13 protein-coding genes are annotated in these 17141 nt (G+C 66.5%); 2 read left to right on the top strand and 11 right to left on the bottom strand.

Annotation, left to right across the window (positions count from 1 at the left end):
- Window positions 1–182 precede the first annotated feature (182 nt).
- The 7 genes from gshB to DA1_RS07595 all read right to left on the bottom strand — a co-directional run bounded on the left by gshB (window position 183) and on the right by DA1_RS07595 (window position 10093).
- Window positions 183–1133: a glutathione synthase gene (gshB, locus tag DA1_RS07625; protein ID WP_034397425.1), complete on the bottom strand. Its 951-nt coding sequence runs from the start codon at window positions 1131–1133 to the stop codon at window positions 183–185.
- A gap of 80 nt (window positions 1134–1213) precedes the next feature.
- Window positions 1214–2395, bottom strand: a complete 1182-nt coding sequence (locus DA1_RS07620) for a benzoate/H(+) symporter BenE family transporter (protein ID WP_034397426.1) — start codon at window positions 2393–2395, stop codon at window positions 1214–1216.
- A 50-nt stretch (window positions 2396–2445) separates the two neighbouring features.
- Window positions 2446–4314, bottom strand: coding sequence for a potassium transporter Kup (locus DA1_RS07615; RefSeq protein WP_034397428.1), 1869 nt, complete (start codon window positions 4312–4314; stop codon window positions 2446–2448).
- Window positions 4315–4411: 97 nt separating this feature from the next.
- Entirely contained in the window at window positions 4412–5707 is a 1296-nt protein-coding gene (gene gshA / locus DA1_RS07610) for a glutamate--cysteine ligase (protein ID WP_012207794.1), read from the bottom strand.
- 81 nt (window positions 5708–5788) lie between these two features.
- Window positions 5789–7255: a TrkH family potassium uptake protein gene (locus tag DA1_RS07605; RefSeq protein ID WP_013804766.1), complete on the bottom strand. Its 1467-nt coding sequence runs from the start codon at window positions 7253–7255 to the stop codon at window positions 5789–5791.
- Window positions 7256–7265: 10 nt separating this feature from the next.
- Window positions 7266–8723, bottom strand: coding sequence for a Trk system potassium transporter TrkA (trkA, locus tag DA1_RS07600; RefSeq protein ID WP_012207796.1), 1458 nt, complete (start codon window positions 8721–8723; stop codon window positions 7266–7268).
- Window positions 8724–8812: 89 nt separating this feature from the next.
- Window positions 8813–10093 (bottom strand): glutamate-5-semialdehyde dehydrogenase, encoded by a 1281-nt coding sequence (locus DA1_RS07595; protein ID WP_012207797.1) that lies wholly within the window; start codon window positions 10091–10093, stop codon window positions 8813–8815.
- A 189-nt stretch (window positions 10094–10282) separates the two neighbouring features.
- Here DA1_RS07595 and DA1_RS07590 point away from each other — a divergent pair, with 189 nt between their 5' ends.
- Window positions 10283–10585, top strand: a complete 303-nt coding sequence (locus DA1_RS07590) for a hypothetical protein (protein ID WP_013804767.1) — start codon at window positions 10283–10285, stop codon at window positions 10583–10585.
- A gap of 10 nt (window positions 10586–10595) precedes the next feature.
- Here the strand turns inward: DA1_RS07590 and holA are convergent, their stop codons facing one another.
- The 3 genes from holA to leuS form a co-directional block, all read right to left on the bottom strand.
- Window positions 10596–11648, bottom strand: coding sequence for a DNA polymerase III subunit delta (gene holA / locus DA1_RS07585; protein ID WP_012207798.1), 1053 nt, complete (start codon window positions 11646–11648; stop codon window positions 10596–10598).
- A 5-nt stretch (window positions 11649–11653) separates the two neighbouring features.
- The gene (locus DA1_RS07580) at window positions 11654–12160 is read right to left on the bottom strand and encodes an LPS-assembly lipoprotein LptE (RefSeq protein WP_012207799.1); all 507 of its coding nucleotides are present in this window, start codon (window positions 12158–12160) and stop codon (window positions 11654–11656) included.
- 157 nt (window positions 12161–12317) lie between these two features.
- Window positions 12318–15053: a leucine--tRNA ligase gene (gene leuS / locus DA1_RS07575; RefSeq protein WP_034397431.1), complete on the bottom strand. Its 2736-nt coding sequence runs from the start codon at window positions 15051–15053 to the stop codon at window positions 12318–12320.
- A 362-nt stretch (window positions 15054–15415) separates the two neighbouring features.
- Between leuS and DA1_RS07570 the strand changes: the two genes are divergently transcribed.
- Window positions 15416–16630 carry a mechanosensitive ion channel family protein gene (locus DA1_RS07570; RefSeq protein WP_034397433.1) on the top strand — a complete coding sequence of 405 codons (1215 nt, stop codon included), beginning with the start codon at window positions 15416–15418 and terminating at the stop codon, window positions 16628–16630.
- Between the two features lie 27 nt (window positions 16631–16657).
- Here the strand turns inward: DA1_RS07570 and DA1_RS07565 are convergent, their stop codons facing one another.
- Window positions 16658–17137, bottom strand: coding sequence for an ExbD/TolR family protein (locus DA1_RS07565; RefSeq protein ID WP_012207802.1), 480 nt, complete (start codon window positions 17135–17137; stop codon window positions 16658–16660).
- Window positions 17138–17141: the final 4 nt, after the last annotated feature.

Below are 17141 nucleotides of genomic sequence, written 5' to 3'. Positions count from 1 at the left end.
TCTTCAACACCAGCGATCTGCATCGCTTCTCTTCAGCAGAGCCTTGCATTGTAGCACGTTTTTTGACGTTCTTGCAAAACCTTGGAAGCTTCACTTTTCAGACATTTGCATGTCATCGAGTGCAGGGGCGCAATTCTAGCACCAATCCTGGCGGATGACTGGCGTCATCTGCCAGGATTTTTTCAGGCCGTCGCCAGAGCCTGTTCCAGGGCATCGACGAAGAGGCTGGCCACGTCGCAGCCGGTCTGGTCGTAGATCTCCTGGAAGCAGGTGGGGCTGGTCACATTGATCTCGGTGATGCATTGCCCGATGACATCGACGCCCGCCAGCAGCAGTCCACGCTCCATGAGGATGGGGCCGATCTCCTCGGCCATGGCCTTGTCGTGCTCGCTCAGCGGCTGGGCCACGCCCTTGCCGCCGGCTGCCAGGTTGCCACGCACTTCGTTGCCCTGGGGAATGCGTGCCAGGCAGTAGGGAACCGGTTTGCCTCCGATGACGAGCACACGCTTGTCGCCCTGGGTGATCTCAGGCAGGAACTTCTGCACCATGACGCTGCTGGAGCCACCCTGGTTCAGGGTTTCGATGATGCTGCCCAGGTTACGGCCATCGGCGCCGACCCGGAAGATGCCCATGCCGCCCATGCCGTCCAGCGGCTTGAGGATGATGTCCTGGTGTTCTTCATGGAAGGCACGGATGTCCTGTGCACTGCGGGTGACCAGGGTGGGGCCGATGAATTGCGGGAATTCGAGGATGGCCAGCTTTTCCGGATGGTCGCGCAGCGCCCTGGGCTTGTTGAAGACCTTGGCGCCTTCACGCTCGGCCTGTTCGAGCAGGTGCGTGGAATAGAAGTATTCGGAATCGAAGGGCGGGTCCTTGCGCATGAGGATGGCGTCAAAGCCTGCCAGTTCAGCCAGCCCCTCCTGGGTTGTCTCGAACCACTGCTGCGCATCCCCCGTGAGTTGGATGTGCCGTACATGGGCGACGACCTTGCCGCCACGCTGCCAGGAAAGCTGCCTGGGTTCACAGGCCACGATGGAGTGGCCGCGCCGCTGTGCCTCCCTCATCATGGCGAAGGTGGTGTCCTTGTAGGTCTGGAACGATTCGAGCGGATCGGCAACGAAGAGGATTTGCATGGCTTGTGTGCGGAAGGCGGCGGCCCGTGCCTCGCCTATATATAGGAAGCAAAAGGGGGTGCCCGGGCCTGGGCCGCATGTCAGATGGCCCGTGCACGTCGGTAATGTTGCACAAATAGCGCCAGGCTGCCTGCGACCACGCCCCAAAACGCCGAGCCGACTCCGGCTATCACCACGCCGCTGAGCGTGACCAGGAAGGTGATCAGCGCCGCCTCCCGGTGCTCCTCTCCCTGCAGGGCCGTGGCCAGGCCGCTGCCGATGGAGCCCAGCAGGGCCAGCCCCGCAATGCAGACCACCAGTTCCCTGGGGAAGGCGGTGAGCAGCCCTGTGACCACGGCGCCGAAGATGCCGATGACTATATAGAAGAGGCCGCAGACGGCCGCCGCCGTATAGCGGCGTGATTTGTCCTCATGGGCCTCCGGCCCCATGCAGATGGCGGCGGTGATGGCGCTGAGGTTGAGTGCATATCCGCCAAAGGGGGCCAGCACCAGGGTGGCGATGCCGGTCATGCTGATGATGCGGGAGATGGGCAGGTTGTAGCCCGTGGCGCGGATGACGGCCACGCCGGGCAGGTTCTGCGAGGCCATGGTGACGACGAACAGGGGCAAGGCCAGGCTCACCAGGGCGGGCACGGAGAACTCGGGCATGGTGAAGACCGGCCAGGCAAGGCCTGCATGCACGGCAGACCATTGCATCTGGCCGGTGAGCGCCACCCAGGCGATGGAGACCGCCAGCGTGGCGATGACCGCATAGCGCGGTGCCAGGCGGCGCGACAGCAGATAGGTCAGCAGCATGACCAGCACCAGGGGCAGCGCGTGCCTGGCGGCGGCAAAGGCCTGCATGCCGAAGTTGGCCAGTACGCCCGCCAGGAGGGCGGCAGCGATTTCCATGGGGATGCGGTTCATGACGCGCTCGAACCAGCCTGTGGCACCCACCAGGATGATCAGCCCCGCGCTGATGATGAAGGCGCCGACGGCCTCGCCCATGGAAAAGCCTCCGGCAAGCCCCGCCGTGGCCAGCACGGCAGCGCCTGGCGTGGACCAGGCGACCATGACGGGCATGCGCAGTATCAGCGAGGGCAGCAAGGAGCACAGGCCCATGCCCAGCCCCAGCGCCCAGACCCAGGAGGTGATCTGCTCGGGTGTGGCATGAAAGGCCTGGGCGGCCTGGAAGACCAGGGCCACCGAGCTGGTGAAGCCCACGAGCACGGCCACGAAGCCGGCCGCAAAGGCGGAGGGACTCAAGTCACGGAGAAAGCGCATCGCGCGATTCTGTCACCACAGTCGCGGATCGTGCGATGCGCGGGCGACGCCTACAGCTCGATCTTGGAGCCCAGCTCCACCACGGAGTTGCTGGGCAGGTGCAGGAAGTCGGAGACACGGCTGGCGTTGCGGTGCATCTGGGCGAACAGCTTTTCGCGCCAGGGCGCCATGCGGTGGCTGATGCGCGGGATGATGACATCGCGCGACAGGAAGTAGCTGGTCTCCATGGCGTCGAGCTGGCAGCCCCGGGGGCGCAACAGGGACAGCGCCGCCGGCACGTCGGGTTCGTTCTTGAAGCCGTAGTTGATGATGACCTGCCAGCAGTCGCTGCCCAGGGCCTCGATCTCGGTACGCTTGTCCAGGCCTACCCAGGGAATTTCGTGGTTGCGCACCGTGACGAAGATGTTCTGGCTGTGCAGCACCTTGTTGTGCTTGAGGTTGTGCAGCAGGGCGTTGGGCACGGTGCCAGGCTCGCCGGACAGGAAGACGGCCGTACCCGGCACCCGCGCAGGGGGATGGCGCCAGACCGATTCGAGGAAGCTCTTGAGGTCGATGGCATCGGCCTGCAGCTTTTGGTGCAGCAGCTCGCGGCCCTTGCGCCAGGTCATCATCAGCGAGAACACCGTGCCGCCGATCAGCAGCGGGAACCAGCCGCCATCGAACAGCTTGAGCAGGTTGGACGAGAAGAAGGCCAGGTCCACCAGGAAGAAGAAGCCGGTGGCGGCAATGCACAGGGCCAGCGGGTAGTTCCAGCGGTAGCGGATCACGAAGAAGGTCAGCGTGGTGGTGATCAGCATGTCCAGCGTCACCGCAATGCCGTAGGCGGCCGCCAGGTTGCCGCTGGAGCGGAACAGCACCACGGCCAGCGCAATCGCCACGAACAGGCTCCAGTTGACCAGGGGCATGTAGATCTGGCCGGCCTCGCGCACGCTGGTGTGGCGCACTTCCAGGCGCGGCAGATAGCCCAGCTGTATGACCTGGCGCGTGACGCTGAAGGCGCCCGTGATCAGGGCCTGCGAAGCGATGACCGTGGCCATGGTGGCCATCAGCACCAGGGGCAGCAGGGCCCAGGCCGGGGCCATCATGTAGAAGGGATTCTTCACGGCGGCCGGGTTGGCCAGCAGCAGCGCACCCTGGCCGAAGTAATTGAGCGTGAGGGCAGGCATGGCCACGGAGAACCAGGCCAGGCGGATGGGCTTCTTGCCGAAGTGGCCCAGGTCGGCGTAGAGCGCCTCCGCCCCGGTCACGCACAGCACGACGGCGCCCAGGATGATGAAGCTGGTGCCGGGGTTGTCCCAGATGAAGCGCACCGCGAAGTGCGGGCTGATGGCCGCCAGGATTTCCGGATGGCCGGCGATCTGGTGTATGCCCAGCGCGGCGATGGTGGCGAACCAGACCAGGGTGATGGGCCCGAAAAAGCGCCCTATCCCTGCCGTGCCGTGTTTCTGAAACCAGAACAGCAGGAACAGGATGACCAGGGTCAGCGGAATCACCGCCTTGGTGAAGTGCGGGGACACCACCTCCAGGCCCTCGACGGCCGAAAGCACGGAGATGGCCGGCGTGATCACGCCGTCGCCATAGAACAGCGAGGTGCCGAAGATGCCGATGAGCAGCAGCACGCTGCGCAGGCGCGGCTTGTCCTTGACGGTCTGCGAGGCCAGGGCCAGCATGGCGACCAGGCCGCCTTCGCCGTTGTTGTCGGCGCGCAGCACCAGGACCACGTATTTGAGCGAGACGATGACCGTCAGCGTCCAGAACAGCAGCGACAGGACGCCGTAGATGTTCTCCTGGGTGAACGGCACATGGCCGGAGCCGAACACCTCCTTGACCGAATACAGCACGCTGGTGCCGATATCGCCATAGACCACGCCGATGGCGCCCAGGGTGAGCGCGGCCAACGAAGATTTGGTTTTCTGCACAGGTCTATGCGCCATCCCGTGGGGAGATGGCTTCAGTCAATTGAAATGCCGGCATTGTCCGCTGTCCTGATGACGAGCGCATCGGACAGCACCCCGATCAGTCGTAGATTTCCGCGTTGGGGTTGGTCGCCTCCAGCTCATAGCTGGCCGCCAGCATGGCGACGCGGGCGACCACGCCGTACATGTAGAAGCGATTGGGCATGCTGGCACCCGGGCGGGCGCCGATCTGGGGCAGCTGGGTGCTGTGCTGGAAGGCCAGCGGCACGAAGCCGGCACCGGGCGCGTTGAGGTTTTCGTCCACATCGCGCTCGGGGTGCATGCGGTAGAAGCCGCCGACCACGTAGCGGTCCATCATGTAGACCACGGGCTCGGCCACGGCGTTGTTCATGCGCTCCTGGGTGAGCACGCCCTCCTGGATGATCACGTCGTGCACGGTCTGGCCGTCCTTGATCATGCCCATCTTGTTGCGGCTCTTGCGCGGCAGCTCGGCCAGTTCCTTGGCGTCGCGCACGGTCATCACGCCCATGCCATAGGTGCCGTTGTCGGCCTTGACGATGGCAAACGGCTTTTCCTTGATGCCGTATTCCTTGTACTTGCGGCGCACCTTGGCCAGCAGCACATCGACCTGCTCGGCCAGGCCTTCCATGCCCACTCCATTGGCGAAGTCGATGCCTTCGCTGCGCCCGAACAGCGGGTTGATCAGCCAGGGATCAATGCCCAGCAGCTTGCCGAAGCGCTTGGCCACTTCCTCGTAGCTCTGGAAATGGCGGCTCTTGCGGCGCACGCTCCAGCCTGCATGCAGGGGCGGCAGCAGGTATTGCTCGTACAGCTCCTCGACGATGCCCGGCACGCCGGAGGACAGGTCGTTGTTGAGCAAGATGGTGCAGGGATCGAAATCCTTGAGGCCGATGCGGCGCTTGCTGCGGATCACCGGCTCCAGCGTCACCGTGTCGCCATGCGGCAGGGTGACGGTGGTGGTCTTCTTCACATCGGGGCTGATGGAGCCGATGCGCACGTTCAGACCGGCCATGTTGAAGATGCGCTTGAGCTGCACCACGTTGGCCAGGTAATGGGTGTTGCGCGTGTGGTTCTCGGGAATGATGAGCAGGTTGCGCGCTTCGGGGCAGATCTTCTCGATCGCCGCCATGGCCGCCTGCACGGCCAGTGGCAGCATTTCGTCGGTCAGGTTGTTCCAGCCGCCAGGAAACAGGTTGGTATCCACGGGCGCGAGCTTGAAGCCGGCGTTGCGGATGTCCACCGAGCAATAGAAAGGCGGCGTGTGTTCCATCCATTCGAGCCGGAACCAGCGCTCGATCGCCGGCATGGAGTCGAGGATGCGCTGCTCAAGCTCGTTGATCGGGCCTGTCAGGGCCGTGATGAGATGTGGAACCATAAAGACCCTCTGGGTACGGCGGTGGGGGGCAATTGTAGAGATTGGACCATGGTCTAAGTGTTTTCCCTAGTCTCTTCGGCATCATCGGCGCCAGAAAGCCGGGGAAAGCAGCGCCATGAAACTGAGGATTTCCAGGCGCCCCAGCAGCATGGCCAGGGTGCAGATCCAGGTCTGGAAGTCGGTGAGCACAGCATAGTTGGAGCTCGGCCCCAGCGCGCCCAGGCCCGGCCCCATGCAGTGCACGCTGGCCAGCACGGCGGAAAAGGCGGTCACCGGGTCCAGGTCGGTGAGCAGCAGCACCATGCTGAGCGTGATCACGGTGGCGCCATAGACCAGCATGAAGGCCAGCACCGAGAAGATCATGCGGTCGTCCACCACGCCGTTGCCCAGCCGCACGGGCTGCATGGCGCGCGGGTGCACGAGCCGCGTGAGCTCGCGCCGCGCCTGCTTGAGCAGGATGAGCATGCGCACCATCTTGATGCCGCCACCCGTGGAGCCCGCGCTGGTGGCCACGCCCGACAGCAGCAGCATGAGCACGGGCGCGAAGACGGGCCAGCTCAGGTAGTCGACGGTGGTGAAGCCCGTGGTCGTGGCCACCGAGACCACGTGGAAGATGCCATAGCGCAGCGCCTCGACAGGCCCGTACACGCCCTTGGCCCACAGCAGCAGCGCGACGATGAGCCCGCCGCCCAGCAGCACGGCCAGCGTGGCGCGCATTTCGGGGTCGCGCCAGAAGCCGTCCCAGCGGCCCTTGCGCATGGCCACGAAGTACAGCGCGAAGTTGCAACTGGCCAGCAGCATGAAGACCAGGGCGATCAGCTCGATCAGCGGCGAGTCGAAGTAGGCGAAGCTGGCGTCATGCGAGGACAGGCCGCCCAGGCTCACCGTGGCGAACATGTGCATCAGCGCATCCAGCGGCTCCATGCCCGCGGCCCAGAAGGCCAGTGCACAGGCCAGCGAGAACACGCCGTAGACGCCCCACAGGCCCTTGGCGGTCTCGGTCATGCGCGGCGTCAGCTTGGTGTCCTTGATGGGGCCGGCGGCCTCGGCGCGGAACAGCTGGGCACCACCCACGCCCAGCAGCGGCAGGATGGCCACGGCCAGGATCAGGATGCCCATGCCGCCCAGCCATTGCAGGAAGGTGCGCCAGACATTGATGGACACGGGCAATGCGTCCAGCCCCGTGAGCACGGTGGCGCCCGTCGTCGTCAGGCCCGAGACGGCCTCGAAATAGGCGTGGGTGAAGCTGATGCTCAGGCCCACATGGCCCAGGCCCAGCACCAGGGGCAGCATGGCGCACAGCGGCAGCACCACCCAGACCAGGGTGACGAGGATGACGCCGTGGCGCGGCTGCAGCTCGCGCCGGAAATGGTCCAGGCCTACCCACAGCGACAGCCCCGCCGCCGCCGTGATGCCGATGGCCCAGGGGTAGATGCGCCAGATGCCGTCGTCGGCAAACCAGGACACGGCAAAGGGCAGCAGCATGGACAGCGCGAACATGACCATGAGCATGCCAAGCACGCGCAGGACGGGGAACAGGTCGCGCATGGGTATGGGCTCAGAAGAAGGTGGCGCTGACGCGGAACAGGTTTTCCACGTCCCGCACCAGCCGCTTGTGGGGCAGGAAGAAGACCACGTGGTCGCCGCTCTCGATCACGGTGTTGCCGCGCGGGATGATGACCTCGGGCTCGGCACCGGCCGCGATCTCGTCGGCCGGCACGCCTTCGGGAATGCCGCGCACGATGAGGCCGATGTGCGCATCCTCGGGCACGCGCAGGTCCTCGACCTTGCGGCCGACCACGCGCGAGCTCTTGCGGTCGCCCCGCGCCACGATCTCCAGCGCCTCGGCCACGCCCCGGCGCAGGCTGTGCACGGCCTGCACGTCGCCGCGGCGCACATAGGCCAGCAGCTCGCCGAGCATGGCCTGGGCCGGCGACAGCGCAATGTCGATCTGCGTGCCGTGCATCAGGTCGGCATAGGCGCGCCGCGTGATCAGCGAGAGCACGCGGCGCGCGCCCATGCGCTTGCCCAGCAGGCTGGCCATGATGTTGTTCTCGTCGTCGTCGGTGAGGGCCAGGAACAGGTCCACGTCCTCCACGCTTTCATCGGCCAGCAGGTCCTCGTCGGTGGCATCGCCGTGCAGCACCAGCACCTCGGCCGGCAGCAGCGAGGCCAGGTCCTGGCAGCGCTGCTCGTCGGGCTCGATGATCTTGATGTGAAAGCGGCCCGGCACGCGCGACAGCTGCAGCGCCAGGCGCAGGCTGACCTGGTCGCCACCGGCGATCATGATGCGGTAGACAGGGCGCGAAGGCCGGCCCGCGGGCTGGTGGATGGCGCGCAGCACCTCGGCCACATGCTCGCGCGCGGCCAGGATGAAGACCTCGTCGCCGGGCTCGATGCGGGTGTTGCCGTCGCAGCGCACGAAGCGGTCGGGCTCCTCCAGGAAACGCCGGTAGATGGCCACGATGCGCATGGCCAACTCGGGCATGCAGTCGCGCAGCTCGCCGATGTGCTTGCCGACGGCGGGGGCGCCGTCGCGCGCACGCACCGAGGCCAGCGCGGCGCGTCCGCCCGCGAAGGCACGCACCTGCATGGCCTCGGGGAACTCGATGAGCTTGCTGATGTAGTTGGTCAGCGACTCCTCGGGGCAGATGATGCGGTCCACGCCGAAGCCTTCCTTGCCCAGCAGCGTCTCGTCATCGCCAAAGCCCGAGGAGCGCACGCGCGCGATGCGGGTGGGAATCTCGAACAGCACCTGGGCCAGCTTGCAGCACACCAGGTTGGTTTCGTCGAGCGCGGCGCAGGCGATCAGCAGGTCCGTATCCTTGGCTCCGGCCTCGGCCAGCACCTGGGGATCGATACCGTTGCCCACGACGCCGCGCAGGTCGAACCGCGACTCCAGCTCGCGCAGGCGACGCGCATCGGTGTCGATCACCGTGATGTCGTTGCGTTCGGACACCAGGCTTTCGGCCACGCTGTAGCCCACACGGCCGGCGCCAAGAATGATGATTTTCATGGGTTCATTGCGGTGCTGCGGTGCCGGCGCGGGGCATCCCGGCGCGGGGCGTCCCGGCCGGGTGCCTGCCGGCGCGCAGCACGGTCCGGTCAGGTGCGGACTTCGCCTTCACCCAGCACCACGTATTTGAGCGAGGTGAGACCTTCGATGCCCACAGGACCGCGCGCATGGAACTTGTCGGTGCTGATGCCGATTTCCGCGCCCAGGCCGTACTCGAAGCCATCGGCAAAGCGCGTGCTGGCATTGACCATGACGCTGGCCGAGTCCACCTCGCGCAGAAAGCGCTGGGCATGCATGTGGTCGCGCGTGAGGATGGCATCCGTGTGGTGGCTGGAGTAGCGGTTGATGTGGGCGATGGCTTCGTCCACCCCCGCGACGATCTTGACGCTGATGATGGGCGCCAGGTATTCCTCGCTCCAGTCCTGCTCGGTGGCCTCGGCCAGCTGGGCACCGGCCACGGACTTCAGGATGGCCAGCGATTCGGGGCAGCCGCGCATCTCGACCCCCTTGGCGGCGTAGATGGCGCCGATCTGCGGCAGGAACTCGGCGGCCACGCCGCGCGCCACCAGCAGGCTCTCGCTGGCGTTGCAGGGGCTGTACTTGTTGGTCTTGGCGTTGTCGGCCACCTTGACGGCCATGGCGATGTCGCAGGGATCATCGACATAGGTGTGGCAATTGCCGTCCAGGTGCTTGATGACGGGCACCTTGGCCTCGCGGCTGATGCGCTCGATCAGGCCCTTGCCGCCGCGCGGGATGATGACGTCCACGTAGTCGGGCATGGCGATGAGCTGGCCCACGGCCTCGCGGTCCGTGGTCTGCACCAGCTGCACGCCGTGCTCGGGCAGGCCGGCCTCGGCCAGCGCCCTGGCCACGAGGGCGGCCAGTGCCTTGTTGGAGTCGATGGCTTCCGAGCCGCCACGCAGGATGCAGGCGTTGCCGCTCTTGATGCTGAGGCTGGCCGCCTCGATGGTCACGTTGGGGCGGCTTTCGTAGATCATGCCGAACACGCCGATCGGCACACGCATCTGGCCCACCCGGATACCGCTGGGCATTTGCTTCATGCCGATGATCTCGCCGATCACGTCGGCCATGGATGCCAGCTGTTCGCAGCCCTGGGCACAGGTTTCAAGCACCTTGGGCGTCAGGCGCAGGCGGTCCACCATGGGAGCGGACAGGCCGTTGGCCACGGCGCGGTCGAGGTCACGGGCGTTGTCGGTCTGCAACGGCTCCACGTTCTCCCGCAGCAGGCGCGCCAGCGCCAGCAGGGCGCGGCTTTTGACGGCAGCCGAGGCTCGGGCCATCTGGGCGGAGGCCACTTTGGCCTGAACGCCCAGGTTGTGGGTGTATTCGACGATATTGAGCGCGTTCATTCCGAGATTCTCGCCGAGTTGCGCCCATTTGCGCACCGGGACCGGGCATGCCCCGCGCCGACATGCGGCTGCGATGCGGCCGGGATGCGTCTGCGCACGGCCGCCAGAGGGCAAACCCCGCGTTGCGGCGGCCGGCAGGATGTCGCGGCCACCCTACACTGCTGCCCAGTACGCAGAGGTTTTCCCGCCATGTCCACCAGCCACGACACTCTTCTCGCCGCCCAGCAGCTCGCCCAGCTGCACGCCGGCTTCGCCCAACTGGCACAGCAGCAGCTGTCGGCCGCCGTGCTCGGACAGCAGGCCAGGGCCTCGTCGGAGTTGCTGCAGGCCCTGCCGCCGCGCTACGGCGAAGTGCTGCTCAATCTGTTGGACCGATTGGAGTCCAGCGCGCTGTTCAGCGAGGAAAGCTGCTCCTTCAGCCAGAAGGACCTGCTGGACAACCTTGAGACCTGGGCCACCAAGGCCCAGGCACAGCTGGAAAAGACGCGCTAGGAACGGTACGTCAGCCCTTGGCGCCGGCCTGGGCCAGGTCCACGGCCAGGCGGCGCAGGGCCTGCCAGCCGTCGCGCGGCCAGCCTTCGAAGGCCAGGCCCTTGACGATGCCGTCCACCGCGTGGGCCGATTGCAGCAGGCGCGCGGCCTGGGCGTCGGTGATGCGCGGCAGCAGGCGCTCGAACAAGCGTTCCTTGACGCCCCAGATGCGCTGGGCGCGCAGCGCCATCGGCAGGGGCTGGCCTGCGGCCATGGCGTCCCTCACGCGGCAGATGGCGCGGATGTCCTCGGCCAGGGTCCAGTGCACCAGCACCTCGGCCGTGCCTTCGGCCTGCAGGCCATCGAGCATGCGCGAGACGCGCGCCAGCTGCCCGCCCAGCACGGCCTCCGACAGCTTGAACACGTCGTAGCGCGCCACATTGAGCACGGCCTGCTCGACCTGGGCCTGGCTCAGTTCACCCTCGGGATGCAACAGCGCCAGCTTCTGGATTTCCTGGTGCGCGGCCAGCAGGTTGCCTTCGACGCGGTCGGCAAAGAACTGCAGCGTGCGCTGCCCTTCCTCGCCGGGTGCGACTCGCTGGCCCTGGGCCGCCAGCCGCTGGGCAATCCAGGCCGGCAACTGGGCGCGCTCAATGGGATCGATCTGCAGCGTCATGCCCTGGGCCTCCAGCGCGCTGAACCAGGCCCCCGTCTTGGTGGCCTTGTCCAGGCGCGGCAGCAGGACCAGGGTGAGCGTGCTGTCATTGCCCCGCGCGGACTCGGCGATCTGCTGCAGCGCGGCGCCGCCGTCCTTGCCGGGCTTGCCCGAGGGAATGCGGATCTCGACGATCTGCCGGTCGGCGAACAGCGACAGCGAGCCACCGGCCGCCAGCACGGCGCTCCAGTCGAAATGCGCGCCGGCCACGGTATAGCTGCTGCGCTCGGTGTAGCCCGCGGCGCGCGCGGCGGCACGGATGGCATCGGCCGCCTCCTGCTGCTGCAGCGGCTCGTCGCCGTGCAGCACATAGAGCGGGCGCAGGCCCTTGGCCAGATGGCCGCCAAGCTGGTTCAGGGCAAGCTGCATGGGGCTCAGGTCAGGCTCTTGACGGCGGCCAGACGGCGCAGCAACTGCTGCACGATGTCGGTGCGCATGTCCTTGTAGAGCATGGCCTCCTCGGCTTCCTTGGACAGCGCGTTGGTTTCGTTGTACGTCACATCGCGCTGCTGCAGGATTTCGGTCTCGGGAATCGGCTCGTCGCCATTGGGCGTGCGCAGCTTGAAGCGCACGCGCAGGCGCAGCTGCAACTCGCGCACCTGGCCCAGCGCGTTCATGCCGACGATGACCCGCTCCTGCCGCTCGCTGACGATCTGGAAGATCGCTTCGGCATCGTCGGGCGATGCCGGATCGCGCAGCACGGTCAGCTTGTCGCTGGCACTGGCCAGATTGCGCGACAGCTCCCGCGCTACCGGAGAGCCCCGGCCCGCCTGGATGTAGAGCGAGCGGAACACGAAGGTCGGCACCCCCCGCAGGCGAAAGCCGCAGGCCCCCAGCAGCGGAGCCAGGGCCAGGGCGGTGAGCAGGGTACGTTTTTGCATATCAGTTCTCCAAGGCGCTTGCGCCACTCACAGCCCTTGCAACGGTCGCGCCCAAAGCGAGGGACACCGAGCAAGGGCCGCCCCGCAGCGAGGGTGTCGTCCCCCCCGCGAAGCGAGAGGGGGAAGGCGCGCAGCGCCTCAGGGGGCATGCCATGGCCTAGACCACGACGTTGACCAGGCGGCCAGGCACCACGATCACCTTCTTGGGCACGGCACCGTTGGTGAACTTCTGGCATTCCTCGTTGGCCAGGGCAATGCGCTCGATCTCGGCCTTGTCGGCCGTCGAGGACACCAGGATGGCCCCGCGCAGCTTGCCGTTGACCTGCAGCACCAGAGAGATCTCGTCCTGCACCAGTGCCTGCGGATCGACCTGGGGCCAGGGCGCATCCAGCACGTCGCCCAGGTGGGCGGCGTAGCCCAGCTCGCTCCACAGCGCATGGGCCAGGTGGGGCGTGGCCGGGTAGAGCACGCGCAGCAGGATGCCGAAGCCTTCGATCAGCGCCACCTGGGCGCCCGCGTCGTCGAAGGACTTGAAGTCCTCCAGCGCGTTGATCATCTTCATGGCGCCCGAGACCACGGTGTTGTACTGCATGCGCTGGTAGTCGTATTCCACCTGCTTGAGCACGGTATGGATCTCCAGGCGCAGGGACTTGGCGGCCTTGCCGAACTCCACGTCGTCCAGCGACTTGGCGCCGGCCACGCTTTGCACGGCACCGGCCATGTCCATCTGCGACAGCTTGGCGCCGAAGTTGTAGACGCGGCGCAGGAAGCGGTAGCTGCCTTCGACGGCGGCATCGTTCCACTCCAGCGTCAGCTCGGGCGGCGCGGTGAACATGGTGTACAGGCGCGCGGTGTCGGCGCCGTACTTCTCGATCAGCTCCTGCGGATCGATGCCGTTGTTCTTGGACTTGGACATGGTGCCCACGCCCTCGTAGTCGATGTCCGTGCCCACGGGCAGCAGGCCATCGGCGCTGTCCACCTCGGCCTTGAGCTTGGCGCCCACGATCTTGCCGGTCTCGTCGAACACATGCTCGACATCCTTGGGCCAGAAGTACTCCTTGGCACCCTTGGCCGTGCGGCGGCTGTAGATGTGGTTGAGCACCATGCCCTGGGTCAGCAGCTTGGTGAAGGGCTCATCGACCTTGACCAGGCCCAGGTCACGCATGACCTTGGTCCAGAAGCGCGCGTACAGCAGGTGCAGGATGGCGTGCTCGATGCCGCCGATGTACTGGTCCATGCCGCTGCCGCCGGTGGCGGCATTCTGGTCCCGCATCCAGTACTCGGCACCTTCCGCCACCATCTGCTCGCTGTTCCTGGCGTCGCAATAGCGCATGAAGTACCAGGACGAGTCCACGAAGGTGTCCATGGTGTCGGTCTCGCGGCGCGCGCTCTTGCCGCAGCAGGGGCAGACCACGCCGGCGTGGAAGGCTTCGCTCTTGATCAGGGGGTTGCCCGAGCCATCGGGAACCAGGTCCTGGGGCAGGACCACGGGCAGGTCCTTGGCGGGCACGGGCTGGGCGCCGCAGTCCTCGCAGTGAATGATGGGAATCGGCGTGCCCCAGTAGCGCTGGCGGCTCACGCCCCAGTCGCGCAGGCGCCAGGTGGTTTTCTTCTCGCCAAGGCCCTTGGCGGCCAGCAGTTCGGCCACCTTGTCCACGGCCGCCACATGGGGCAGGCCGTCGAGTTCGCCGGATTCGATGCAGACAGCGCGCTGCTTGTCGCCGTACCAGTCGGCCCATGCCTCGGTGCTGAAGGCCTCGCCTTCGACCGCGATGACCTGGCGGATGGCGATGCCGTACTTCTTCGCAAAGGCGAAGTCGCGCTCGTCATGTGCGGGCACGCCCATGACGGCGCCGTCGCCGTAGCTCATGAGCACGTAGTTGCCGACCCAGACCTCGACCTGGGCGCCCGTCAGCGGATGCGTGACGAACAGGCCCGTGGGCAGGCCTTCCTTTTCCTTGACCGCGAGTTCGGCCTCGGTGGTGCCGCCCTTCTTGCACTCTTCGATGAAGGCGGCCAGCTTGGGGCTCGTGGCGGCGGCGTGCAGGGCCAGCGGATGCTCGGGCGCCACGGCGCAGAACGTCACGCCCATGATGGTGTCGGCACGCGTGGTGAACACGTACAGGCGGCCGTCCTGGATGGGCTGGCCGTCGGCGCCACGGATGTCGTGGGTGAACGCAAAGCGCACGCCGGAGCTCTTGCCGATCCAGTTTTCCTGCATCAGGCGGACTTTTTCAGGCCAGCCGGTCAGCGTGGCCTTGTCGCCGCCCACCTGGACATGGTCCAGCAGCTCCTGGGCGTAGTCGGTGATCTTCAGGTAGTAGCCGGGGATTTCGCGCTTTTCGACCGGCGCGCCCGTGCGCCAGCCGCGGCCGTCGATGACCTGCTCGTTGGCCAGCACGGTCTGGTCCACCGGGTCCCAGTTCACGACCTGGGTCTTGCGGTAGGCAATGCCCTTTTCCAGCATCTTCAGGAACAGCCACTGGTTCCACTTGTAGTAGTCGGGGTCGCAGGTGGCGATCTCGCGGCTCCAGTCGATGGCCAGCCCCATCGCCTGCATCTGCTTTTTCATGTAGGCGATGTTGTCGTAGGTCCACTGCGCGGGCGGCACCTTGTTCTTGAGCGCAGCGTTCTCGGCCGGCAGGCCGAAGGCGTCCCAGCCCATGGGCATGAGGACGTTGTAGCCCTTCATGCGCAGCTGGCGCGTCAGCATGTCGTTGATGGTGTAGTTGCGCACATGGCCCATGTGCAGCTTGCCGCTGGGGTAGGGCAGCATGGAGCAGGCGTAGAACTTGGGCTTGGCCTGGTCTTCGGTCACGCGGTAAGCGTCGCGGGCGGACCAGTGGTCTTGCGCTGCGCGCTCAACGTCGATGTGGTTGTATTTCTCTTGCATGGTGCTGCGGCCCAGGGGCCTGACAAGGTGGATTGCCGGAATCAACCGGCGATTTTAGGCCCCCGGCCCGGCCGTGCCCGAAGCCGCCCACAAGCCCGCAGGCGGTACTGCGTCATCGGCGGCCGCTTGCCCGCCTGTGGCACGGGGAAAAGCCGCACTGCGTATGCTTGCCAACTCTGCGGCGCCATGCCGCAGGCGTTCCTCCATCGCCAGCCCGGGCTTGCGCAGGAAACGATGCGCATCTCCCGGGCATGCCGCCACCGCGCGCGGCCTCATGGTGCCGGCCGCAGGCAGGCCGGCACTGCAATGCCCTGGAGTTTCTCTTGCTGAACTGGTCTTTGATTTCCGGCTGGGATCCCGTCATGCAGGCCCTGGCCGCGCTGTGCGCGCTGGTGCTGCTGGCCCGCTCGGCGGGGTTTGTCGTGCAATGGCTGCTGCTGCGCGTGCTTCCGCGCATGCGCAGCACGCTGGTGGAGATGGAATGGGCACAGGTGCTGCTGCACGACAGCGTGCTGCAGCGGCTGGCCAAGGCCGTGCCTTCGCTGGTCATGCAGTCCGGCGTGCAGGCCATCCCGCAGCTGCAGCCGCAGTGGGCCACGCTGATCCTGAACCTGGCCATCGCCTGCACCATCTACCACGTGGCCCGCGTGATCAGCGCCCTGCTCAACGCCATGAACGAGGCGCACGAGCTCAAGGAAGAGCGCAAGGCCACGCAGGCCCATTCGATCAAGAGCTATGTGCAGCTGGGCAAGCTGCTGGTGTTCCTGATCGCCATCGTGCTCATCGTCGCGACCCTGGTGGACCGCTCTCCGTTGCTGCTGCTGTCGGGCCTGGGCGCAGCCTCGGCCGTGCTGATGCTGATCTTCAAGGACACCATCATGTCCTTCGTGGCCGGCGTGCAGCTGGGCTCCAACGACATGCTGCGCGTGGGCGACTGGATAGAGATGCCCCAGGTCGGCGCCGATGGCTTCGTGATCGACATCGCGCTGCACACGGTGAAGGTGCAGAACTGGGACAAGACCATCACCACCATTCCCACCTGGCGGCTGATGAGCGACAGTTACAAGAACTGGCGCGGCATGTTCGAGTCAGGCGGGCGCCGCATCCGCCGGTCGCTGCACATAGACGCCCACACCATCCGCCTGCTGACGCCCGAGCAGCGGCAGAAACTGGCGCTGCTGGAGCCCCTGAAGGACCATTGGACCCGCAGCGGCGACCTGCGCATGGCCGACGCGCCTGCAGGCAGCGAGATGGCCGCGCAGCAACTCAGCAATCTGGCCGTTTTCAAGGCCTATGCATACGCCTACCTGCTGCGCCATCCGCACATCCACAAGACGCCGAACATGTTTTTGCTGGTGCGCACCATGGAGCCTTCGCCCATGGGCGTGCCGCTGGAGCTGTTTTGCTACACCAGCACCACGGTCTGGGTGGAGTACGAGGCCATACAGGGCGCGATCTTCGATCACCTGATCGGCATGCTGCCGCTGTTCGGGCTCAGTCTGTACCAGCGCTCCTCGGACCATGGCCAGCATCTGCGGCTGGCGGGCAACGAGCGCTGGCCCGAAGGACAGGATTAGGTTCGCGGGCGCAGGCCCGGAGGCGTTTCAGCGCCCGGCGCCGGAGGGGCCCAGGACGGCGGCGGACCGGCCCTCCTGGCTTCGCGCAGGCTCCGCCACGAAGCCCATGCGCGTCAGGCCCGCCGCGTGGGCCCAGCCCATGAGCTCGGCCACGCGGCCATAGGGCACGGCCTGGTCGGCACGCAATTGCAACTCGGCCTGGGGATTGCGGGCGCCAAGCCGGGCCAGGCGCTCGCGCAGTGCCTCGGGCGTGGTGGGCTGGCCCTGCACCCAGAGCGCGCCCTGCGCATCGACCTCCAGCAGCAGCGCATCGTCCTCGCCCGCTGCCGCCATGGGCTGGGTGCCCTGGGCCTGGGGCAATTGCACGCGCAGGGAGGCGGCCAGCATGGGTGCCGCAAGAATGAAGATGACCACCAGCACCAGCATCACATCCACCAGCGGGGTGACGTTGATGGCGTGCATGGGCTGGGGGGCGCTCTCCTTGCCGCTCAGTCGTCCGAAGGCCATGTGC

The sequence above is a fragment of the Delftia acidovorans NBRC 14950 genome (genome assembly GCF_001598795.1).
Lineage (GTDB): Bacteria > Pseudomonadota > Gammaproteobacteria > Burkholderiales > Burkholderiaceae_C > Comamonas > Comamonas acidovorans.
This window is presented reverse-complemented; position numbering and strand designations above follow the sequence as displayed.